14 protein-coding genes are annotated in these 22958 nt (G+C 69.7%); 3 read left to right on the forward strand and 11 right to left on the reverse strand.

The window, feature by feature from the left end:
- Positions 1-108: 108 nt before the first annotated feature.
- The 7 genes from yjfF to ACFWWR_RS21435 all read right to left on the reverse strand — a co-directional run bounded on the left by yjfF (position 109) and on the right by ACFWWR_RS21435 (position 11417).
- On the reverse strand, positions 109-1137 hold the full coding sequence (gene yjfF, locus ACFWWR_RS21405) for a galactofuranose ABC transporter, permease protein YjfF (protein ID WP_383858743.1): 1029 nt from the start codon (positions 1135-1137) through the stop codon (positions 109-111).
- Positions 1134-2225: an ABC transporter permease gene (locus ACFWWR_RS21410; RefSeq protein ID WP_383858746.1), complete on the reverse strand. Its 1092-nt coding sequence runs from the start codon at positions 2223-2225 to the stop codon at positions 1134-1136. The genes yjfF and ACFWWR_RS21410 overlap by 4 nt, the downstream gene beginning before the upstream one ends.
- Positions 2222-3760, reverse strand: coding sequence for a sugar ABC transporter ATP-binding protein (locus tag ACFWWR_RS21415; protein WP_383858748.1), 1539 nt, complete (start codon positions 3758-3760; stop codon positions 2222-2224). Before ACFWWR_RS21415 ends, ACFWWR_RS21410 begins: the two co-directional genes overlap by 4 nt.
- Positions 3761-3868: 108 nt before the next feature.
- On the reverse strand, positions 3869-4873 hold the full coding sequence (locus ACFWWR_RS21420) for an ABC transporter substrate-binding protein (protein WP_383858751.1): 1005 nt from the start codon (positions 4871-4873) through the stop codon (positions 3869-3871).
- 132 nt (positions 4874-5005) lie between these two features.
- Positions 5006-6079 carry a LacI family DNA-binding transcriptional regulator gene (locus ACFWWR_RS21425; RefSeq protein ID WP_383858754.1) on the reverse strand — a complete coding sequence of 358 codons (1074 nt, stop codon included), beginning with the start codon at positions 6077-6079 and terminating at the stop codon, positions 5006-5008.
- Positions 6080-7299: 1220 nt separating this feature from the next.
- Complete coding sequence (locus tag ACFWWR_RS21430; RefSeq protein ID WP_384304797.1) at positions 7300-10260, reverse strand: RICIN domain-containing protein; 2961 nt, start codon at positions 10258-10260, stop codon at positions 7300-7302.
- 377 nt (positions 10261-10637) lie between these two features.
- Positions 10638-11417, reverse strand: coding sequence for an HNH endonuclease family protein (locus ACFWWR_RS21435; RefSeq protein WP_383858760.1), 780 nt, complete (start codon positions 11415-11417; stop codon positions 10638-10640).
- Positions 11418-11580: 163 nt separating this feature from the next.
- On the opposite strand from ACFWWR_RS21435, the gene ACFWWR_RS21440 reads away from it, so the two are divergent.
- Positions 11581-11763: an antitoxin gene (locus tag ACFWWR_RS21440; protein WP_383858764.1), complete on the forward strand. Its 183-nt coding sequence runs from the start codon at positions 11581-11583 to the stop codon at positions 11761-11763.
- A 190-nt stretch (positions 11764-11953) separates the two neighbouring features.
- On the opposite strand, the gene ACFWWR_RS21445 is transcribed toward ACFWWR_RS21440, so the two are convergent.
- Positions 11954-12850, reverse strand: a complete 897-nt coding sequence (locus tag ACFWWR_RS21445) for a hypothetical protein (RefSeq protein WP_384304800.1) — start codon at positions 12848-12850, stop codon at positions 11954-11956.
- A gap of 107 nt (positions 12851-12957) precedes the next feature.
- Between ACFWWR_RS21445 and ACFWWR_RS21450 the strand changes: the two genes are divergently transcribed.
- Entirely contained in the window at positions 12958-13611 is a 654-nt protein-coding gene (locus tag ACFWWR_RS21450) for a TetR/AcrR family transcriptional regulator (protein ID WP_383858770.1), read from the forward strand.
- Positions 13612-13640: 29 nt separating this feature from the next.
- Here the strand turns inward: ACFWWR_RS21450 and mfd are convergent, their stop codons facing one another.
- The 3 genes from mfd to ACFWWR_RS21465 all read right to left on the reverse strand — a co-directional run bounded on the left by mfd (position 13641) and on the right by ACFWWR_RS21465 (position 20835).
- Entirely contained in the window at positions 13641-17171 is a 3531-nt protein-coding gene (mfd, locus tag ACFWWR_RS21455; protein ID WP_383858773.1) for a transcription-repair coupling factor, read from the reverse strand.
- Between the two features lie 314 nt (positions 17172-17485).
- Entirely contained in the window at positions 17486-20050 is a 2565-nt protein-coding gene (locus ACFWWR_RS21460; protein WP_383858776.1) for an ABC transporter permease, read from the reverse strand.
- Positions 20047-20835: an ABC transporter ATP-binding protein gene (locus ACFWWR_RS21465; RefSeq protein ID WP_053755648.1), complete on the reverse strand. Its 789-nt coding sequence runs from the start codon at positions 20833-20835 to the stop codon at positions 20047-20049. The genes ACFWWR_RS21460 and ACFWWR_RS21465 overlap by 4 nt, the downstream gene beginning before the upstream one ends.
- A gap of 527 nt (positions 20836-21362) precedes the next feature.
- On the opposite strand from ACFWWR_RS21465, the gene ACFWWR_RS21470 reads away from it, so the two are divergent.
- Positions 21363-22883: an MFS transporter gene (locus tag ACFWWR_RS21470; protein WP_384304802.1), complete on the forward strand. Its 1521-nt coding sequence runs from the start codon at positions 21363-21365 to the stop codon at positions 22881-22883.
- The last annotated feature ends 75 nt before the right edge of the window (positions 22884-22958 follow it).

Consider the following 22958-nt stretch of genomic DNA (forward strand, 5'->3'; position numbering starts at 1 on the left):
CCTTTTCCGCCCCCCCCCCCCACGGCGCCGCCCACCGGCCCCGCCGCCGCGGGGGCGGCGGCGGGGCAGGTGGCCGGGTGCGCAGGTGGCTCGGAGCGCCCGGAGCGGTCAGGTTTTCTTGCGGGCCGTCATGGCGCGCTGGATCAGGATGAAGGCGCACAGCAGCACACCCGTGGCGATCTTCGTCCACCAGGAGCTGAGCGTGCCCTCGAACTGGATGATGCTCTTGATCAGGCCCAGCACCAGGACGCCGAACAGGGTGCCCAGGACGTAGCCGGAGCCGCCCGTCAGGAGCGTGCCTCCGATGACGACCGCGGCGATCGCGTCGAGCTCCATGCCGGTGGCGTGCAGCGGGTCACCGGACTGGATGTACAGGGTGAACAGCAGACCGGCCAGGGCCGAGCAGAAGCCGCTCACGGTGTACACAGCGATCTTCGTACCGCCCTGCGGAAGGCCCATCAGCAGGGCCGACTGCTCGTTGCCGCCGATGGCGTACACCCGGCGCCCGAAGCGCGTGTAGTGCAGCACGTAGAACGCCACGCCGAGGACGACCAGAGCGACGATCGCGCCGATCGACAGGAAGGCCCCGCCCAGTGACACCTGCGCCTGGGCCATGCTGCTCACCGAGGCGTCGCCGATGGAGATCGACTCCTTGCTGATGACCAGGCACAGGCCCCGGAAGAGGAAGAGCCCGGCGAGGGTCACGATGAAGGGCTGGATCTCGAAGTTGTGGATCACGTAGCCCATCACGAAGCCGCCGAGCGCGCCCACGGCCAGGGCCATGGGTATCACCAGCAGGATCGGCAGACCCTGACGCTCCACCAGCCACGCCGTGAACATGGTGGTGAAGCCGATCACGGAGCCCACGGACAGGTCGATCCCGCCGGACAGGATGACGAACGTGGCACCGACGGCGGCGACCAGCAGGTAGCCGTTGTCGATGAACAGGTTCAGGAAGACCTGCGGTTCGCCGAAGCCGTAGTTCGCGTAGCGGCTCAGCCCGCCCACGTACATCGCCAGGAAGAGCGCGGCCGTCACCAGGACGGGCAGACGCCGGTCGCCGAGCAGACGCGCGGCCTTGGACGCCGTACGGCCTTCCGACGCCGGCGCCGGACGGGTCTTGGTGGTCGCGCTCATCGCGACACCTCCATCTTGGGAGCGGCCTCGGCCGTCGCGGCGGTGTCCGTCGGCGCCGCGGACCGGCGCCCCTTGAGGCCCTTCGCGCCGAAGACCTTGGCGCGGAACTTCGGGGACTGCAGCAGGCAGACGACGATGACGACGACGGCCTTGAAGACCAGGTTGGTCTGGGTCGGCACGCCGATGGTGTAGATCGTGGTGGTCAGGGTCTGGATGACGAGGGCGCCGATCACGGTGCCGCCGATGGAGAACCGGCCGCCCAGCAGCGAGGTGCCGCCGATCACCACGGCGAGGATGGCGTCCAGCTCGATCCACAGGCCGGCGTTGTTGCCGTCCGCGGCCGAGGTGTTGGAGCTGATCATCAGGCCCGCGATGCCCGCGCACAGCGCGCAGAACACGTAGACCATGATCTTGATGCGCAGGGACCTGATGCCCACCAGGCGGCTGGCCTCGGCGTTGCCGCCGACCGACTCGACCAGCAGGCCGAGGGCCGTGCGGCGGGTCAGCGCCACGGTGATGGCGACGACCGCGGCCACCACGAAGATGGAGAAGGGCAGGGTCAGCCAGTAACCGCCGCCGATGAGCTTGTACGGCTCGCTGTTGATCGTGATGATCTGGCCGTCGGTGATCAGCTGGGCGACACCGCGCCCGGCGACCATGATGATCAGGGTGGCGATGATCGGCTGGATGCCCATCCTGGCGACCAGGAAGCCGTTCCACAGACCGCAGACGACCGCGGCCACCAGGCCCAGGCCCATCGCGAGCAGCACTCCGGACAGAGCGCTCTGATCGGCCTGGTCACTGATGTACGAACAGGTCAGGGCCCCGGTGATCGCGACCACGGCGCCGACCGAGAGGTCGATGCCGCCAGTGGCGATGACCAGGGTCATGCCGACCGCCACCAGGATGAGGGGCGATCCGAACAGCACGATCGAGACGAGGCTGCCGTAGAGGTGGCCGTCCGTCATCTTGATCGCGAAGAAGTCGGGGGTGAAGGGAACGTTGACGAGCAGCAGGACGACCAGCACGGCGACCGGCCAGAACAGGTGATGCTGCGTCAGCGCTCGCCATCGGGGGGTGGTGGTCACTGGTGCTCTCCGCTCGCGATGGTCTCCAGGATCCGGGTGGGGGTGATCTCGGGCCCGTTGGCGATCTGTGCGACCAGCTTGCGGTCACGCAGCACGCCGATGGTGTGACTGAGCCGGAGCACCTCCTCCAGCTCGGCCGCGATGTACAGCACGGACATGCCTTCCTCGGAGAGCGAGACCACGAGTTTCTGGATCTCCGCCTTCGCGCCGACGTCGATGCCGCGCGTCGGCTCGTCCAGGATCAGCAGCTTCGGCTGGGTGATGAGCCAGCGGGCGAGCAGCACCTTCTGCTGGTTGCCGCCGCTGAGCTGGCCGACGCGGGCCTCGGGGTTGGCGGGGCGGATGTCCAGCGCCTTGATGTACTTGGCGACGAGTTCGTCGCGCTGGGCGGCCGGGATGGGCCGGGTCCAGCCGCGCGAGGCCTGCAGGGCGAGGATGATGTTCTCCCGCACCGTCAGGTCGGGCACCAGGCCCTCCGCCTTGCGGTTCTCCGAGCAGAACGCGACGCCCGCGCCGATCGCGTCGTTCGGGGCGCTCATCGAGACCTGCTTGCCCGCGATGGTGACCTTGCCGCTGTCCGGCTGGTCGGCGCCGAAGAGCAGCCGGGCGAGTTCGGTACGCCCGGAGCCGAGCAGGCCGGCCAGTCCGAGGACCTCGCCCTTCTTGATCTCCAGGTCGAAGGGGGCGATGGCGCCGGTCCTGCCGAGGCCGTCGGCGTGGACCAGCGGTTCGCCGACGTCGGCGCGCAGCTGGTGGTCGTGGAGCTCCTCCAGCTGGTCCAGGGCCTTGCCGATCATCAGCTGGACGAGCCCGACCTGGTCGAGGTCGCCGACCATGTGCTCGCCGACGAGGGTGCCGTTGCGCAGGACGGTCATCCGGTCGCAGATCTCGTAGATCTGGTCGAGGAAGTGCGAGACGAACAGGATCGCGACGCCTTCGTCCCTGAGCTGCCGCATCAGGCGGAACAGTTCGAGGACCTCGTCGCGGTCGAGGCTGGAGGTCGGCTCGTCCAGAACCAGCACCTTGGTGCCGGCGCCCGCGCCGTCGCTGTCGCCGGTGCCCACCGACCGTACGATCGCGACCAGTTGCTGCACGGCCAGCGGGTACGAGGACAGGGGCGCGGTCACGTCGATGTCGAGGCCGAGCCGGTCGACCAGCTCCGCCGCCTCCTTGCGCATGCGCTTCCACTGGATGCGGCCGAAGCGGGTGGGTTCACGTCCGATGAAGATGTTCTCCGCCACCGACAGGTTGGGGCAGAGGTTCACCTCCTGGTAGACCGTGCTGATGCCGGCCTGCTGCGCCTGCAGCGGGCTGTCGATCCGCACGGCCTGCCCGTCGAGGGTGACCGTGCCGCCGTCCAGCGAGTAGACGCCGGTCAGCACCTTGATGAGGGTGGACTTCCCGGCCCCGTTCTCGCCCATCAGGGCGTGGATCTCGCCGGGGAAGAGCCGGAAGTCGACACCCGACAGAGCCCGTACCCCCGGAAACTCTTTGACTATGCCCGTCATCTCCAGGACGGGCAGCGGCTCTGCCATGGCAGCGCTCCTCATGGATTTCGTTTCAGGCCCGCAGGGAGCCCCCTGGACAGCCCTCTCGACGGAGGGACGGTCGGCGGAGGGCTCCCTGCCGGTGGGTGCGGTCGGTCAGTACTTGCGAGTGGGGAGCGCGGCCTTGGCCTGGTCCTGCATGAAGTCGCTCTCCTTGGTCTTGATCCAGCGCTCGACCGTCTCGCCGTCCTTGACCTTCTGGACGACCTCCATCAGCTGCGGGCCGAGCAGCGGGTTGCACTCGACGATGGCGTTGATCTTGCCCTCGGACATGGCGACGAAGCCGTCCTTCACGCCGTCGATCGTGACGATCAGGATGTCCTTGCCGGGCTTCTTGCCGGCCGCCTCGATGGCCTGGATGGCACCGATGCCCATGTCGTCGTTGTGCGCGAAGAGCACGTTGATGTCCGGGTTGGACTGGAGGAAGGCGGCCATGACCTGCTTGCCGCCGGCGCGGGTGAAGTCACCGGTCTGGCTGACGACGATCTTCCAGTCGTCGGCGTGGTCGGCGTCCATGACCTCCTTGAAGCCCTTGGCACGCTCGATCGCGGGGGCGGCACCGGTGGTGCCCTCCAGCTGTGCGATCTTGACGGCGCCCTTGTGGCCGGCCTTCTCGAGGACCTTCTCCAGGATCTTGGCCGCGCGCCGGCCCTCGTCCGTGAAGTCCGAGCCGACGAGCGTGACGTACAGGGACTCGTCGGAGGTCTCGACGGAGCGGTCGGTGAGGACCACGGGGATCTTCTTGGCCTTGGCTTCCTTCAGCACCGCGTCCCAGCCGGTGACGACCACCGGCGAGAAGGCTATGACGTCCACGCCCTGGGTGATGTAGCTGCGGATCGCGGAGATCTGGTTCTCCTGCTTCTGCTGCGCGTCGGAGAACTTGAGGTTGTAGCCCGCCTCCTTGGCCGCCGACTTCACCGAGTCGGTGTTGGCGCTGCGCCAGCCGCTCTCCGAACCGACCTGGGAGAAGCCCAGGGTGATCGTCTTGCTGCCACCGGCGGAGGAGGAGCCGGAGGAGTCGTCCTCCTTGGCGCACGCGGCGAGGCCGCCCGCAGCCGCCACGCCGACCGCCGCAGTGAGGAAGTTCCGTCTGTTGAGCATGTGCTTCTCCTTTGAAGTGCTGGTCCGGACGGACCGCTCGTACTCGATGGGACCGGCCACACTGCGTCCAGCCTGTCGATCATCGTTCGGAATATCGACCGCACCAAGAGGTGGAAGACGGTCGGTACCGGGTCAGGTGGGAGCACGCTCCGGTTCGGGGGCGATGCTCCGAGTGGTGTGTTGTGGGGCGTGAGGGAAGGTACTGGCGCGGACGACGAGTTGCGGTTCGATGGCGATCCGGGGCGCCCCGGGGTGTTCCCGGCCCTCGATGAGATCCAGGAGCAGGGCGATGCTGTGCTTGCCCACGGCCGAGAAGTCCTGCCGGACCGTGGTGAGCGGAGGTGCGAAGTACTCCGACTCCGGTATGTCGTCGAAGCCGACCACCGCGACCTCCTCGGGAGTTCGCACACCCGCTTCCCGCAGGGCCCGCAACACCCCCAGTGCCATCTGGTCGTTGGCGACGAAGACCGCGGTCAGCCCTCGTCCCACCCAGCCCGCCAGTTCTTGGCCGGCCCGGTATCCCGACAGCGGACTCCAGTCTCCGCGCAGCATCAACGGCGGCTCGACACCGCCCGCTTCGAGGGTCGCCCGCCAGCCGGCCGCCCGGTCGGCGGCCTCCTGCCAGTCGTCGGGCCCCGCGAGATGCCAGACCGTGCGGTGACCGGCCGCCAGGAGGTGCCCGGTGGCCAGCCGTGCGCCCAGGTGTTGGTCCACAGTGACGCAGGGGATGCCCACGTCGGCTCCGCTCCCCACGGTCACCACCGGGAACGGATGACGCAGTCCGGCCAGGGCCTCGACCGCCGATCGCTGGGGGGCGATGGCGACGACCCCCTCCACCCCGCCGTCGCCGAGGTGGTCCAGGGCTTCGGAGAGGGTGTCGACGGTCAGCTTGCGCACGCTGACCGTGGAGACGAGGTACCCCTCGGCCCGTGCCGCCTCCTCGAGCGCGAACAGGGTGCTGGCCGGTCCGTAGAGGGTGGTGTCGGAGGCGACCACACCCAGGGTGCGGGTGCGGCGGGTCGCCAGGGCTCGTGCGGAGGAGTTGCGCCGGTAACCCATCTCCTCGATCGCGCGCAGCACCTTGGCCCGTGTCTGGTCCCGGACGTTGGGGTGGTCCGCCAGCACCCGGGACACGGTCTGGTGGGACACGCCCGCCAGTCGTGCGACGTCGGCCATGGTGGGCGGCCGAAGCTGCGGTTGAGCCACGGCCGTACCTCCTTGGCGGTCGCCTGCCGATAAGACCTGCACTGCGTGCGGATGTTCTCGCGTGGACGGGTTCACGGCGGCCCCTGCGGCAGCCGTGCCGGCCGACGGGCCGGCAACCGTCCGTGCGGTCCGTCCCTTCCTGCCGGGGAGGCGAGCCTGGGCCTTGCGGTCATGTCGGTCACACCTCCACGGTTGGTCGCTCTGCCGACTGATGAACGTGGAGGTCATTGTGAGCGCTAACAATTCCTGGCGGTCAAGAGGATTGCAGCGGGAAGTCGTCACGGTTAAATAACGTGCCGGTACGGCCGGGCTCGCAGCGATCACCGGCACCGGCGGAACCTGCCCTCCGGGTCAAACGCCCCGGCCAAAAGGGGTTGACGCACCTGCGGAGCAACCCTATCTTCAGCAACGAAACTTCGAACCGTGTCCGAAGTATCGAATGTGGGCGTTGTTCATGGGTACCACCGGAGGAACATCCGCGACGTTGCCGGGCCATCGGCCGCTTGCTCCACCACCACATGGGCCAGGCCGACGCCGGCCGATGCATGGGCGCGCACATCAGCGGCCTGACACGGTGTCAGCCCGGCCCGAAACCGAACCGGCCCGCGCCCCCATCCTCGCCGTGCCGCCGTGCCCCGGCCGTCGACGGCCCCGCGGCCGCAACGAAGCTCGTACGGCACCCACGTCACCCGGGCGCGACCGCGGACGGCCCCGCAGCTCCGCACGCGGCGGCTGGCTCCGCGCGGGGCCCTGACGTCGGACGCACCCGTCACCGGGCAAGGCTGAGCCGCCGCGCAGGCGGCCCACGGCATCACCGGAGGGCCGACGCCGCGACGCCCGCGTACGCGCGCTGCTCTGCCCCGGCGCCCGGTCCCGGCTCGCCCGAACCCACGGCTCGTACCGGCGCATCGGGCGTCGGAGCCCCTCGGCAAGCTCGAGGGCGTACATGCGGGCAGGAGGGCGTCGGCGGCGCTCTGTGGGCCCGATCCCCGGGGGCGGCCACGCGGCTCTCCACCTGCAGCCGGCGCACGATCTCGGCAGTGCCCAGCGCGTCGCGGCACCCCCCCACCTTCTCCAGGCGCCTTCCCCGTGCACCGATTTCCGGCAGGCGGAGCCGGGCCTCGGGATACCCGAGGCCCGGCTCAGTGCTGATCCGTCAGCCAGGACCGGCTGGGACCGGCTAGGACCGGCCAGGACCGGCTAGGACCGGCTAGGACCGGCTAGGAGTTGAACGGTGTGGCGCCGTCGTCGGTGACGATCCGCCACAGGTGGTCGGCGGTGCCGGTGTCGTCCCACTGCAGGGCCGCGGCGCCCGATGATGTGGACATCCCGTCGATCCCGAGGACCATGCCACTGTTCTTGTTGACGATCTTGCAGTAGCCGCTGCCGGCGTCCACCACGGACCACAGATGGTCGGCGGTGAGGGTGTCGCCCCACTGCAGCGCGGTGGCACCGGCCGTCTTGGAGGCGTCCTTGATGCCGAGGACCTGGCCGCTGTTGGTGTTGAAGATCTTGTAGTAGCCGTTCTCCGCGGGGGCGATCGTCCATCGGTGGTTGGCCGTGGTGTTGGCCGTCTGCTGCTGGACAGCGCCTCCGGCGGCGATCGAGGAGCCGGCGATGCCGAGTTCCAGGCCGCTGTTCTTGTTGACGATCCTCACCGCCGGTGTCTCCGGGTACCAGGACTCCAGCTCGGTGACGCCGACGAACTTGCCTGCCTGCGGGGTGAGGACGACGCGGAACTGGGAGGTCGTGACCGTCGGGAAGGTCACCTCGTTCGAGTTGTTCGCTCTCGGTGTGGCCGGGCTCTTGACCTGACTGGGGACGGACGTCCACGCGCCGTCCTTCAGGTACTGGACGGTGTAGCTCGCCGGAACACGGATGTTCGCGCCGTCGTCGTAGGTGTAGAACTTGACCTCGTTGATCTTGCGTGGCGCACCGAAGTCGACACCGAGGTGGTCGGTGGCGTTCGGGGAGCCGGAGTTGGTCCACCGGTTGTCGGGGATCTTGTCGTAGCGGATCCAGCCGTCGGTGGCCCGCAGCGGGGCGTCGAAGGTGGTGGGCTTGCAGGTCTGGCCGCTGTGGCAGTGCGGACCGTTGGAGACGGTGTTGGTGTAGGAGGCGAAGGCCTTCGGGTAGGGCTGTGTGACCGTGCGGCCGAGCCAGTCCTGCTCGGCGGTCAGCGGGTTGGCCGCCACGTTCATCATCCGCGGGGGCTGCGCCGGGGTGACGGGGGCGGCCACGTTCACGGTGGTGTTGCCGACCGTCGAGGACTGGTGGATGCGTACGCCGTCCTGGAAGACCTGCAGGCCGGTGCCCTTGCCGTAGTGCGTGCCGTCCCGGTCCCAGCGGATCGAGAGGGTGTGCCCGTGGTAGGGGACGTTCTCCGCCGCGAAGTAGTCCCAGCCGGCCGGGATCAGCGGCTTCAGTACCAGCGTGTTGCCCGCCTGGGGCTTGATGCCCAGCAGACCGGAGAGCACGAGGTCGTTGAAGCTGGAGTGGTTGTAGTGCTCGCTGAAGTTGAAGCCGTCGTAGATCCAGTCGCCGGTGTCACCGTTGGCGGCCTCGGCGATGTAGGGCTTGCCGTCCTTGTGCTGGAGACCGGCGAACTGGGCCAGCATGGTCTGGTAGTCCTGCTTGGTGACGTAGCTCTGCGCCGGGTAGTCCTGGAGCAGGTTCGCCATGCCGGTCAGGATCTGGCTCGTCTCGAACGGCCAGCTCGGGCCGTTCCAGTGGCAGCAGTTGGCGTCGTCGCGCTTCTGGACGGCGGGGATCGCCTGGTAGTTGAAGTAGGGGTTCGCCGCGATCCGGTCGAGCTCGGCGAAACCCGTTCCCTTCGTGAACTTCAGCGTGTTGGCGCCGGCCTTCATCGGGACCTGCACGGTGACGGACTTCGACTCCGAGAACTGGCCCCAGCTGCCGGTGGGGGCATAGCTGACGGTGACCGGGTTGGCGGTGTCACCGTTCACGACGACCTTGTGGTTCGAGGTGGTGGAGGTTCCGTTGGCGTAGTGGACCGTCACCGGATACGTACCGTCACCGGGCGCGTCCACGGTGAAGGTGACCTCGCTGTCGGCGAAGTCGATCTGACCGACGTACTTGCCGTTGGAGGCCGTCGACGAGTCGTGGACGTTCGCATGAGTGACGGCGGCCTGCTCGGCCTCGAAGTCGTGCACCCGCTCCAGCGTCGTGGGCCCGAACGCCGCCCCGAACCGCTTCGGGTCCGTCAGGTACTTCCACGCCGAGGAGTACTGCGCGTCGGGCAGGTTGAACGCCCAGGGGGCGAAGCCCATTGCCTCACGCCAGGTCGTCCTGGTCTGCTTCAGGGTGCCGTTGGTGCTGTTCGTGTTGTAGACCTGCATGAAGAACTGGCGCTGCGGGTCCCAGAGCGAATTCTGCACCCCGGCCTTGAGCGAGGCGGCCTTGTCGCCGTACTCGGTCGCGGTCGCGCTGTCCCCGGTCATGGTGGCGATCTTGCTGATCGCCTGGGCGGCGCCGAACATGTACGCGTTGATCGTGGGCCGGTAGCCGGGACCGCCGCTGAACCAGTTGGTGCTGTGCATCGACGTCTCGGTGTATTCCGTGGCGTCGGACAGCGGCGTCTGGTGGTACAGGTCGCTGGTGGAGGGTGCGCCGTTCACCGTGATGTCGTTGGTGGAGTTCGAGTCCCACCTCTTGTACAGCGCGATGAGCTGCGGGAGTTCGGCCTTGATCTCGGTCGCGTCACCGGTGACCAGGAAGCGCTGGTATGCGGCGCTCGTGATCCACTCGCTGAAGTTCCGCGCGCCCGAGTTGCCCGCCCCGCGCAGCCAGAAGTCCAGGTAGTCACCGGCGTAGTCGCGGTTGTGCAGCCAGCGCCCGTCCAGGAGGTGGTAGCCGGTGGCGTCCGGGAGCGCGGTGTACGGGTTCCCGGCGTAGCCGATCGGCACGTCGTACTCGGTCGACACGTACCCGGTGCCCGGCACGGTGTAGCGGAGCGCGCGCTTGTAGGTGCTCCACCGGTAGTAGTAGACCTCGTCGATGGTGTTGTCGGGTGTGTCCAGGAACGGGATGTTGTCCTTGTACCACTGCGGCTCGTCGAGCTGGTTGGCAGCGAGGATCGCGTCCTTGTCGAGAGCGACCGCGTTGGGGTCGTCGGCCGCCTGAGCGGTACCTGCCCCGGGCCCGCCGGCCAGCAGGGCCATCGCCAAAATCGAACTGGACAGGGCAGCCGCCAGGGGTCTGCCACGTCTGGGGGATCGGTCGTGCATAGGGGTGTCCTCCGTCGCACACGCCACATTCGAGTCGTTCGACTTGTCGAACGATGTTCGAAATTCTGCGCGACGGTAGTGACACGCCCGAATTGAAGTCAAGAGGACGGACAGAACCGGGCTGAGCACCTCCCGCCCGACATCGCTCCCGAGAGCCGACCTGCGTCGAATCTCATGACGCGCTTCCGTAGCAGGCAGTCTGGATGTGCGATCCAGTGGACCTGCGGCACCGGCACCAACCAGCGGTTCAGGCGCGGGGCCTGAGCGGCTCCGGCGGCCCCAGGGCCGGGCCGCCGGAGCAGGCCCTTACCTCACCCCCCGCACTGGTCCAGCATGATCTGCCGGTCGGGCGCGGTCACCGCCAGTTCGTACTTGAGGGCGACCTGGGTGAAGCGGACCGCGTAGGCGCAGCGGATCTGTTTGTTCGGCGGGAGCCAGGACGCGGGGCCCGAGTCGCCCTTGGACGAGTTGGCCCGGCCCTCGGCCGGGACGAGGTTGAGCGGGTCGTTCGCCAGCTGCTCCCTCTTGTCCTCCGACCAGCGCGAGGCGCCCATCTGCCAGCTGTAGGAGAGCGGCACCACGTGGTCTATCTGCACTTCGGAGGCCTTCTGCTTGCGCCACTCGATGGTCGTACCGGTGTACGGGTCGTGCAGGGTCATGGCGATGACTACGCAGTCGGAACCGGAGCGGAAACGCAGGCCCTGGCCGTCGCGCTGCAGTAGGTCGTTGCGGGTGTCGCAGCCGTTGCGGGCCAGCGGGACTCCGTCGGCCGTGTCCATCCACGCGTAGCCGAACTCGTCCCGGTCGTAACCCGTCTTGGGTCCACGCCCCTTCGTCCGCAGGGTCTCGATGAGCTTGCGGGCGGCGGCCTCGTCGGGCTCGCTCGTCAACGGGGCGAGGCCCGGCTTGGTGCCGTCCGGGTTCTTCAAGGGGCTGACGGCACGACCGTCCTGTGCCGGTGCCGCGGCACCGCTGCCCGTTGAAGAGCCGCCCTCTTCAAGGCCTTCGCACCCGGCGACGAGAGCCATGGCGGCGAACACCGTAAGTCCGGTCCTGACGGCGGCTTGCGCCCCGCCCCTCAGACGCGTCATGCCGCGCCCCTCCCCTCGCCTCCCCGGTTCCCGCCTCCACACGGGCGGGGTCTGCCGGTCTCACCGTAGCGGCCGAGAGGTCCAGACCATACGGGGCCAAAACGAGCATTGTGCACAAGTCGGGCGTATCGTCGATGGCGAGTAGCCCTGGAAGGAGCTCTGGATGGGCATCTTCGACAAGTTCAAGCACCAGGCGAAGGGCAGCAAGGGCAAGGACATGTCCGACGCCGCGGAACGCAAAGCCAACGAGAAGTCGGGCAACAAGTACGAGAGCCAGGCCGACGACGCGCAGCAACGGATCGAAGGCCAGCTCGGCATGGATCGCGACAGGCCCGAACAGCCGTAGGCCAAAGACTCACGGAGGTCTCGAAGACCGCCGGGCACAGCGACCCGGCCGGGCTCCCTGAACCACCAGGCATCAGCGGCCGCCCGCGGAGACCCACCTCCCGCGGGCGGCTCCCTGATTTTCATCACCCGGGGGCACGGCGAACGCCCGACCCACCCGCACCCGGCCGACGCCCGCCCCTCAACCCGCTTCACACCTTCCCGATCCCCAAGGTCGTCTCCGAGGGCAGCAGTCCGGACGACAGCACCGCGACCCAGAAGTCGCCGAGCAGGTCGGCCAGGCGGTCGACCCCCTCCTGCCCGAGGGACTGCCAGGGGGCGGCGGCGAGTCGGTCGGTGTCCCGCTCGACGCGGCGACGCAGCTCGCGGCCCTCCTCCGTGGCCGTACCGTCCGCGTCGAGCAGACCGCGGGCGGACAGGCGGTCGCGTGCGGCTGCCCATTGCGCGGCGCTCCAGCCGCGGCTCTCGAAACGCTCGACGCTCGCGGCGCCTATCGCGGCGAAGGACACCAGCGACTCGACGGGGTCGAGGCCGGCGACCAGCAGGGCCGCGATGTGGCCGTCGCCGCGGTGCTCGCGCAGGATCGTCGCCGCATGCCACAGCTGCAGGTGCGGGGCCTTGGGCCACCCCAGCGCGGCGTTGGCAGCGGCGAGGGGTCGGCCCGCGGTGTTCGCCGCCTCGGCCGCGCGCCGGGCGAGGGCGGCGGCCTCCGCCAGTTCGGCGCCGTCCGTCCGGTCGCCGAAGATCGCGCGGTACGCCCCGTCGATCCCTCGCAGCCGCGCCTCCAGCATCGCCTCGGGGCTCGCGACCGACCACGCCGAGTCGACGTGCTCGGCAACCATGCTCGGGCTGAAGCTGTAGAAGGCGGACGTCACACGCTCGGCGCCCACCGGGCCCAACGGGGCCGCGCGGTACGGGAAGTAGGTCGGCCAGCGCTCCTCCGTGTCGTGCCCGAGTGCCGCGGCCTGTGCGAAGACCTCCGGCGCGTAGTACAGCACCGCGTGCAGCGGCTCCAGCAGGTGCCAGAGCTGACGCACGCGGGTGAGCTCCACACCATCGCCGCCGACCCCGCCGTCGTACTCCCCCATGACGTGCTCCCTCGCCGTATCCCACTCATCGACACAACTTGACACTGACAAGATTGCCCGACCCGCTTGAACTTGTCAATGCCTAGATCGGGCGTACGCTGCTGCTCATGAGCCCAAGCCCTGGCCCGAGCCCCAGCGAACCGAAGAAGACGAGCGCCTCCCACCCGGGCGCACCCCGCCCGGACACTCCCCGCCCGGAGACCCCCCGCCCCTACCACCACGGCGACCTCCGCCGCGCCATCCTCACCGCCGCGCTCGACGTCATCGCCGCCGACGGCCCCTCCGCGCTGAGCCTGCGCGACCTCGCCCGCCGGGCCGGCGTCTCGCACGCGGCGCCCGCCCACCACTTCAAGGACCGCACCGGACTGCTCACGGCGATCGCGGCCGAGGGCTTCGGGCTGCTCGCGGCCACCCTCAACGAGGCCGCGGACCTGAAGGACGCGGGGGTGCGCTACGTGCGCTTCGCACGCGAGCACCCCGCGCACTTCCAGGTGATGTTCACGCCCGAGCTGCTGCGCGGCGACGACCTCGAGCTGACCACGGGCCGTGCCCTGGCCGCCGACGCCCTGCGCGAGGCGGTCTCCGCCGTACGGGCCGAGGACTTCGGCGTCGACGCCCGGCTCGCCGGCGTCGCGGCCTGGTCCCTGGCCCACGGCTTCGCCACGCTGCTCCTCGGCCACAACCTGGACGGCGCGGTCGGCGGCCGGGACCCCGAGGAGGTGTTCCGGACGCTGGCGACCACGCTGTTCCGCTCCGCCTGACGCCCGCTCCAAGGGGCCCCGAAAGACCCCTACGACCCCAGAATCGACGCCAGGAACTCACCGACCCAGCCGAGCAACTCCCGCCCGACCAACGGCTTCCCGCCCACCTTCGCCGTCTTCGGGCGCGGCACCAGTACCTGATGTGCCGCCGGCTTGATGACGGTCCCCGGGTACAGCCGCTTGACGCGCAGTTCCTGGGACTCCCTCAACTCCACCGGCGCGAAGCGGATGTTGTTGGCCTGCAGGACGACTTCGCCGACACCACACGCGCGCGCGAGCATGCGCAGCCCCGCCACCAGGAGCAGGTTCTCCACCGGCTCCGGCAACTTGCCGTAGCGGTCGACGAGTTCCTCGCGTACGGCCTTGATGTCGTCCTCGGTGTTGATCGAGGCGATCGCCCGGTACGCCTGGAGGCGCAGCCGCTCGCCGGGGGCGTAGTCGTGCGGGACGTGCGCGTCGACCGGGAGCTCGATCTTGACCTCGAGGGGAGCCTCCTCCTCGACGCCGCCCTCCATGGAGGCGCGGTAGTCCGCGACGGCCTCGCCGACCATGCGGACGTACAGGTCGAAGCCGACGCCCGCGATGTGGCCGGACTGCTCGCCGCCGAGGAGGTTTCCGGCGCCGCGGATCTCCAGGTCCTTCATCGCGACGTACATGCCCGCGCCCATCTCGGTGTGCTGGGCGATGGTCGCGAGGCGCTCGTGGGCGGTCTCCGTGAGGGGCTTCTCCGGCGGGTAGAGGAAGTACGCGTAGCCGCGCTCGCGGCCACGGCCCACCCGGCCGCGCAGCTGGTGCAGCTGGGAGAGGCCGAAGTTGTCGCCGCGCTCCACGATCAGCGTGTTCGCGTTGGAGATGTCGATGCCGGACTCGACGATCGTGGTCGACACCAGCACGTCGAACTTCTTCTCCCAGAAGTCGACGACGACCTGCTCCAGCGACTGCTCCGACATCTGGCCGTGCGCGGTCGCGATGCGGGCCTCGGGGACGATCTCCCTGAGCCGGGCCGCGGCCCGGTCGATCGACTCCACCCGGTTGTGGATGTAGAAGACCTGGCCCTCGCGCAGCAGTTCGCGGCGGATGGCGGCGCCGATCTGCCGCTCCTCGTACGGGCCCACGAAGGTCAGCACCGGGTGGCGCTCCTCGGGGGGCGTGGTGATCGTCGACATCTCCCGGATGCCCGTGACCGCCATCTCCAGGGTGCGCGGGATGGGGGTCGCGGACATCGTCAGGACGTCGACGTTCGCACGCAGCTTCTTCAGCTGCTCCTTGTGCTCGACGCCGAAGCGCTGCTCCTCGTCGACGATGACCAGGCCCAGGTCCTTGAACTTGGTCTCGGCGGAGAACAGGCGGTGGGTGCCGATGACGACGTCCACCGAGCCGTCGCGCAGGCCCTCCAGGACCGCCTTGGCCTCGGTGTCGGTCTGGAAGCGGGACAGGGCGCGGACGTTCACCGGGAACTGCGAGTAGCGCTCGCCGAACGTCCCGAAGTGCTGCTGCACCAGCAGGGTGGTGGGGACGAGCACGGCGACCTGCTTGCCGTCCTGGACCGCCTTGAAGGCGGCGCGGACCGCGATCTCCGTCTTGCCGTAGCCGACGTCGCCGCAGACCAGGCGGTCCATGGGGACGGTCTTCTCCATGTCCTCCTTGACCTCGGCGATGGTGGTGAGCTGGTCGGGCGTCTCCGCGTACGGGAAGGCGTCCTCCAGCTCGCGCTGCCAGGGGGTGTCCGGGGCGAAGGCGTACCCGGGGGCGGCCATCCGCGCGCTGTACAACCTGATCAGGTCGGCGGCGATCTCCTTGACCGCCTTCTTCGCGCGCGCCTTGGTCTTCGTCCAGTCGGCACCGCCCAGGCGGTGCAGGGTGGGGGCCTCGCCGCCGACGTACTTGGTGATCTGCTCCAACTGGTCGGTGGGGATGTAGAGGCGGTCGCCGGGCTGGCCGCGCTTGGCGGGGGCGTACTCCACCACCAGGTACTCACGGGTCGCTGCCTGCACGGTCCGCTGCACCATCTCGATGTAGCGGCCCACACCGTGCTGCTCGTGGACGATGTAGTCGCCCGCCTCCAGGGTGAGCGGGTCGATGGTCTTGCGGCGCCGGGCGGGCATCCGGGCGCCGTCCTTGCCGGCCGCCTTCTGCCCGGTGAGGTCGGTCTCCGTCAGGACGGCGAGCTTCAGCGCCGGGTCGACGAAGCCGTAGTCGATCGAGCCGCACGCCACGTGCACGACGGAGGGGCTCAGCGAGGCGAGGTCCGCGTCCAGGCGGGCCGCGATGCCCTCCCCGCCGAGCACCTCGACGGTACGGGCGGCCGGGCCGTGCGCCTCGGTCACGTAGACCGCGCGCCAGCCGTCGGCGAGCCAGCCCTTGGTGTCGGCCAGGGCCTTCGCCGTGTCGCCGCGGTACGTCTCGGGCGCGTGCATGCCGAGCTTGAGGGTGTCCGCGTCGAGCTCTTCGTCGGCGGCGAAAGGCGACACCGACCACCACATCATGTCCAGCTCGCGCGCCCGGTCCCGGACGTCCGCGATGGCCCACAGGGACGCCGCGTCGACGTCGATGGGCGCCTCGCCGCCGCCGGCGGTGGCCGCCCAGGACGCCTGCAGGAACTCCTGTGAGGTCGCCACGAGGTCGGAGGCACGCGTGCGTACCCGCTCGGGATCGCAGACGACGGCCATGGAGCCCTTGGGCAGGACGTCGAGCAGCAGCTCCATGTCGTCGACCAGAACCGGCGCCAGGGACTCCATGCCCTCCACGGCGATCCCCTCGGCGATCTTTCCGAGCAGCTCACCCAGCTCCGGGTGCTCCTCGGCGAGGGCTCGCGCACGCGTGCGTACGTCTTCCGTCAACAGAAGTTCACGGCAGGGCGGCGCCCACAGGCCGTGCTCGGCGACTTCGAGGGAGCGCTGGTCGGCGACCTTGAAGTAGCGGATCTCCTCGACGTCGTCGCCCCAGAACTCGACGCGCAGCGGGTGTTCCTCGGTGGGCGGGAACACGTCGAGGATGCCGCCTCGTACGGCGAACTCGCCGCGCTTCTCGACGAGCTCCACGCGCGCGTACGCGGCAGCGGCGAGGGCCTGAACGATCTCGTTCAGGTCGGCGTTCTGCCCGGTCCTCAGAGCCACCGGCTCCAGGTCGCCGAGGCCCTTGACCTGCGGCTGGAGCACGGATCGTACGGGCGCCACGACGACGGAGACCGGGCCGGTCTCGGGGTCGTCGGGGCGGGGGTGGGCCAGGCGGCGCAGCACGGCGAGGCGGCGGCCGACGGTGTCGCTGCGGGGGCTCAGGCGCTCGTGCGGGAGCGTCTCCCAGGACGGGTACTCCACGACGCCCTCCGGCGGGAGCAGCGAGCGCAGGGCGGCGGCGAGGTCCTCCGCCTCGCGTCCGGTCGCCGTCACCGCCAGCACGGGGCGGCCTGCCTCGCGGGCGAGCGCGGCGATCGCGAAGGGGCGGGCGGCGGGCGGGCCGACCAGGTCGACGTGCATGCGGTTGCCGTCTGCGGCCGCGGTGATCGCTTCCGCGAGGGCGGGGTCCTTGACTACGGCGTCGAGCAGACCGTGCAGGCTCATTCGGGGGCGGCTTTCGTCCGGGGGTGGGCAACGCGAATCGCCCGACGCGCGCAGCGGGCCGGGGGTGCCTCCAGCGTACGTCGCTGCGCGGGCGGGTGCGGGAGCTGTGGACAACGCCCTGTGGATGACGTGCGTCGCCTGGTACTCGGCGTCGGTGTGGGCGTACCAGGGGCTCCGCCCCCTGGGCCCCCGGCCTGTGCCCACCCACCGCCCGACGCAGTGCGTCGAAAGGTGAACCTCGAAAGACGACAAGAACCCGGCGCCGAGAAGTCCCCCGTGACTTCTCGGCGCCGGGCGTCCCCCGTCCGCGGTGGCTATTCGGTCGCGATCGCGGCCAGTACGTTCATCCGCCCCGCCCGGAACGCCGGGATCAGCGCCGCGAACAGGCCCACGAAGGCCGAGCCGACGAAGACGCCGATGATCGTCGGCCAGGGGATCTCGAGGACGTTGAGGCCCTCCAGGGCGAGGAGCTTCTGGGCGGTGGCGCCCCAGCCCATGCCCAGCCCCAGCCCCAGCAGCGCGCCGAACAGCGCGATCACCACCGACTCCATGCGGATCATCCGCCGCAGCTGGCGCCGCGAGAGGCCGATGGCCCGCATCAGGCCGATCTCGCGAGTCCGCTCGACGACCGACAGCGCGAGGGTGTTCACCACACCCAGGACCGCCACGATGATCGCCAGGGCGAGCAGGCCGTAGACCATGTTCAGGAGCTGGCCGATCTGGTCCTTCAGTTCCTGCTTGTAGTCGGTCTGGTCGCGGACCTGGTACTGCGGGTAGTGGTCCAGCGCCTTCTTCAGCGCCGCGTACGCCTGCTCGGTCTGACCGGGCTCGGCCTTGGCGAACATGATGGTGTTCGGCGGGATCTGGTCGGCCGGGACGTACTTCCGCATCGTCTCGATGCTGATGTAGCGCGCACCCTGGTCGAGGGCGCTGTCGTCGTCCGTGATGGCCGCGACCTTCAGCTTCGCCGTCTCGCCGCCCTTGAAGGCGACGTCGACGGTGTCGCCGACCCGCACGCCGTGGGCCTTGGCGTAGTCGGAGCCGACCGACATGGCGTCCTTGCCGTACGCGGCAGTCAGGGTGCCCGCCGTGGTCGCCCGGCGCAGGTCCTCGGCGTACGAGGGGTCCGCGGCGGTGACGCCGGACGTGTCGGTCTTGCCGTCGGGCGAGGTGAGTGTGGCGTTGAGTTCCTTGTAGCTGGTGACGTGGGCCAGGCCGGGGCTCTGCTCCATCGCCTTCTGGGCCTGCGGGACGATCCGCTGGTTGCCCTGGACGATGAAGTCCGCGCCGACCGACTTGTCCAGCTCACTCGTCGCCGAGGCCACCATCGAGGAGCCGACCACCGACAGACAGGCCACCAGGGCCAGGCCGATCATCAGGGCGGCACCCGTGGCACCGGTACGGCGCGGGTTGCGCAGGGCGTTGCGTTCGGCCATGCGTCCCACCGGCCCGAAGGCCCGCAGCAGCACCGCGCTGATCACGCGGACGACCCCGCCGGCCAGCAGGGGGCCGATGACGACGAAGCCGATCAGGGTCAGCACCACGCCCGCGCCCAGCATCAGCGAACCGTCGCTCGCCTTGTCGGCGGTGCCGGCCGCGTAGAGGGCGAGCCCGCCCGCACCGGTCAGCACGAGCCCGATCAGGCCGCGCACCAGGCCGGCCCTGCCGTCGGCCGGCGTACCGGCGTCGCGCAGTGCGGCCATCGGGGAGACCTTCCCGGCGCGGCGGGCCGGGAGGTAGGCGGCGAGGACGGTGACCACGACGCCCAGCAGGACACCCGCGACCGGGGTGGTCGCCTTGATGGTCAGGTCGTCGGTGGAGAGGTTCATGCCGGCCGCCGACATGAGCTTCATCAGGCCGATGGCGATGCCGACGCCGGCCCCGACGCCCAGGATGGATCCGACGACGCCCAGCAGTGTCGCCTCGACCAGCACGGACCGGTTGACCTGCCCGCGGGACGAGCCGACGGCCCGCATCAGGCCGATCTCGCGGGTCCGCTGGGCGACCAGCATCGAGAACGTGTTGATGATCAGGAAGATGCCCACCAGGAACGCGATCCCGGCGAAACCGAGCATGGCGTACTTGATGACGTTCATGAACTCGCCGACGTCCTTGCGGTTCTCGTCGGCGTTCTCCTTGGCGGTCTGCAGCTTGAACGTGCCGTCCAGCGCCCGGTCGACGTTCTGCTTGAGCTGCGTGTCGCTGACGCCGGCCGCGGCCGTGACGTTGACCTGCGTGAACCGGCCGGTGGCGCCGAGGAGTTCGCGCTGTGCGGTCGGGGTGTCGAAGAAGACGATCGCGGCACCGGGGTTGGTCACCTTGAAGGTGGCGACACCGACGATCTTCGCGGTGAAGTCACCGGCGACGGAGATCGTGCGCAGTTCGTCGCCGAGCTTGAGGTCGTGCTTGTCGGCGGTGTCGGCGTCGACCATCAGCTCGGTCGGCCCGCGCGGGGCGTGCCCGGAGGTGATCTCCATCGACCGCAGGTCGTTCCTGGTCCAGTTGCCGGCGATGGTCGGGGCGCCGTTGCTGGAGCCCATGTTCTTGTTGTCCCTGTCGACGACGGTCACGTTCATCGAACTGACCGCGCCCTCGACCGACTTGACGCCGTCCGCCTTCGTCACCCGCTCCAGCGTGGATGCCGGCAGGGACTCGGGCTTGCCGTTCTGCGGGGTGTCGTCGCTCTTGGCCTCCTTCGGGGAGACCGTGACGTCGGACGCGCTCGTCGCGAACAGCTTGTCGAAGGTGGTGTTCATCGTGTCGGTGAAGACGAGCGTGCCGCACACGAACGCCACCGACAGCAGGACCGCGACGGCCGACAGGGCCATGCGTCCCTTGTGCGCGAAGAAGTTGCGCATCGAGGTCTTCAGGACGGTCATGACGTACGCCCCCGGGCGTCGAAGTCCTTCATGCGGTCCAGGACGGTCTCGGCGGTCGGCTTGTACATCTCGTCGACGATCCGGCCGTCGGCGAGGTACAGCACGCGGTCCGCGTACGAGGCCGCCACCGGGTCGTGCGTGACCATCACGATGGTCTGGCCGAGCTCGTCCACCGACCGGCGCAGGAAGCTCAGTACTTCGGCACCCGCGCGCGAGTCGAGGTTTCCGGTCGGCTCGTCACCGAAGATGATCTCGGGCCGGGCGGCCAGGGCACGGGCCACGGCGACGCGCTGCTGCTGACCGCCGGAGAGCTGGGTCGGCCGGTGCTTGAGCCGGTCGGAGAGCCCGACGGTGTCGACGACCCGCCCCAGCCACGCCTTGTCGGGCTTGCGGCCCGCGATGTCCATGGGCAGCGTGATGTTCTCGAGCGCGTTCAGCGTCGGCAGCAGGTTGAACGCCTGGAAGATGAACCCGATCCGGTCCCGGCGCAGCTGGGTGAGCTTCTTGTCCTTCAGCCCGGTGATCTCGGTCTCGTCCAGGTAGATCTGCCCGGACGTCACGGTGTCGAGCCCGGCGAGGCAGTGCATCAAGGTGGACTTGCCGGACCCCGAGGGGCCCATGATCGCGGTGAACTGACCGCGGGCGATGTCCACGTCGACGTGGTCGAGCGCGACGACGCGGGTCTCTCCGGACCCGTACGCCTTCACGACCTGCCGCGCCCGCGCGGCAACGGCCGTACGCCCGCCAGTGCCCCCGTGCCTGGTGATGGTCACAGCCGATGTCACGGTATGTCTCCTATGTCGTCCATCAGGTGAATCGTGAGAAGAAGTGCTTACGAAGAAGTGCTTACGAAGAAGTGGTTACACCGATGAGTCTGGTGCTCGGAGGGGGTCCGGCGCGCTGGTGCTCAGCGCAGTCTTTTCCTGGGGTAAACCCCACCCCCGGGGGTTCGGTGAACCACCCCGGCCGTTCCCCCACCGCCCCCCCCCACCGCCCCCCGACCGCTCCTCGACCGCTCCCCCGACCGCTCCCCAGCGGCGTAAAGCCAGGTTAAGGACGACCCCTGCCCCATCTCGTCCTCCGACGGTACGAACCCTCCCCCAGCCGTAGTACGGAGGTACCCCTAGGGGCAGTCCACCGCCGGGTGGAGTCGTTCTCGGGGTCCGCTCCACCCTCCGGCCCAGCCAGGCTCCACCCTCCCGTGGCGTCAGGGTCAAGCCCTCCCGTGATGTACGCGTCGGGCCTCCCGCGATGCACACCTCGGATGGGAAGCTGTCCGACGGCAGATAGGTGCAAGGGGAAAGGACTTCGCGTGGGCGACGCGCAACCCGCGATACAGCAGACCGTGCGGCACACCACCCCGGACCGGCGCGGTGCCGTGGTCGCCGCCCTGATGCTCGCGATGGCACTGGCTGCGCTCGACTCCACCATCGTCTCCACCGCCGTACCGCAGATCGTCGGCGACCTCGGCGGCTTCTCGGTCTTCTCCTGGCTGTTCTCCGGCTATCTGCTCGCCGTCACCGTCACCCTCCCCGTCTACGGCAAGCTCTCCGACACCTACGGCCGCAAGCCGGTGCTGATCGCGGGCGCGGCCCTGTTCCTGCTCGGCTCCCTGCTGTGTGCCGTGGCCTGGAACATGGGCGCGCTGATCGCCTTCCGGGTCGTGCAGGGCTTGGGCGGAGGGGCGCTGCAGGGCACGGTCCAGACGCTCGCCGCCGACCTGTACCCCCTCAAGGAACGCCCGAAGATCCAGGCCAGGCTGTCCACGGTCTGGGCGGTGTCCGCGGTCGCGGGACCCGGCGTCGGCGGCGTCCTGGCAGCGTACGCCGACTGGCGCTGGATCTTCCTGGTCAACCTGCCGGTCGGCGCGGTGGCACTGTGGCTGATCGCCCGCTGCCTCCACGAGCCGCGGCGGGACGTACGACCTGAGGAGGAGACAAAGGCGGCCACGCGCGCGCGTGTCGACTGGGCGGGCGCGCTCGCGGTGTTCGCGTGCGGCGGCGTCCTGCTCACCGCGCTGGTACAGGGCGGCGTGGCCTGGCCCTGGCTGTCGGCCCCCTCGACGGCCCTGTTCGGCACGGGACTCGCGCTCGTGGCGGTCGTGGTGCTGGTGGAGCGCAGGGCGGCCGAGCCGATCATCCCCGGGTGGGTGTGGCGACGCCGTACGATCGCCGCGGTCAACCTGGCCCTCGGCGCGCTGGGCCTGCTCATGGTGGCCCCGACCGTCTTCCTGCCGACGTACGCCCAGTCCGTCCTCGGGCTGGCGCCGATGACGGCCGGATTCGTGCTCTCCGTATGGACGTTGAGCTGGCCGGTGTCGGCGGCGCTCAGCCAGCACGTCTACCGGCGCATCGGCTTCCGCAACACCGCGATGCTCGGCATCGGCACGGCCGCGCTGATCCTGTTCGCGTTCCCGTTCCTGCCGTATCCGGGCGAGGCATGGCAGCCGACGCTGCTGATGCTGCTGCTGGGCTGTGCGCTGGGGTTGTTCCAACTCCCGCTGCTCGTCGGCGTCCAGTCGACGGTCGACTGGGCGGAACGCGGCACCACCACGGCCTCCGTCCTCTTCTGCCGTCAGACCGGCCAGACCCTCGGCGCGGCCCTCTTCGGCGCGGTCGCCAACGGCGTACTGGCCGCACGGCTCGGCGGCGCGAGCGACCTGGACTCCGTGACCCGGTCCCTGGACGCGGGCCCCGCGCCCGAGGCGACCCGCCACGCGATCGCGGACGCGGTGCACGCGGTCCATCTGGGGGCGGCGGGTGCGGCGGCGATCGCCTTCGTGGTGCTGCTGGTGCTGGCGCCGCGACGGTTTCCGGTACTGACGGAACAGTGAGCGGCCGGCGGTCGCCCCGGCAGCGCCTATCGACTGGCACGCCTCGTACCCCTCCCGCACTGACAGGGCTCTACC

Source organism: Streptomyces sp. NPDC058678, from assembly GCF_042714835.1.
Lineage (GTDB): Bacteria > Actinomycetota > Actinomycetes > Streptomycetales > Streptomycetaceae > Streptomyces.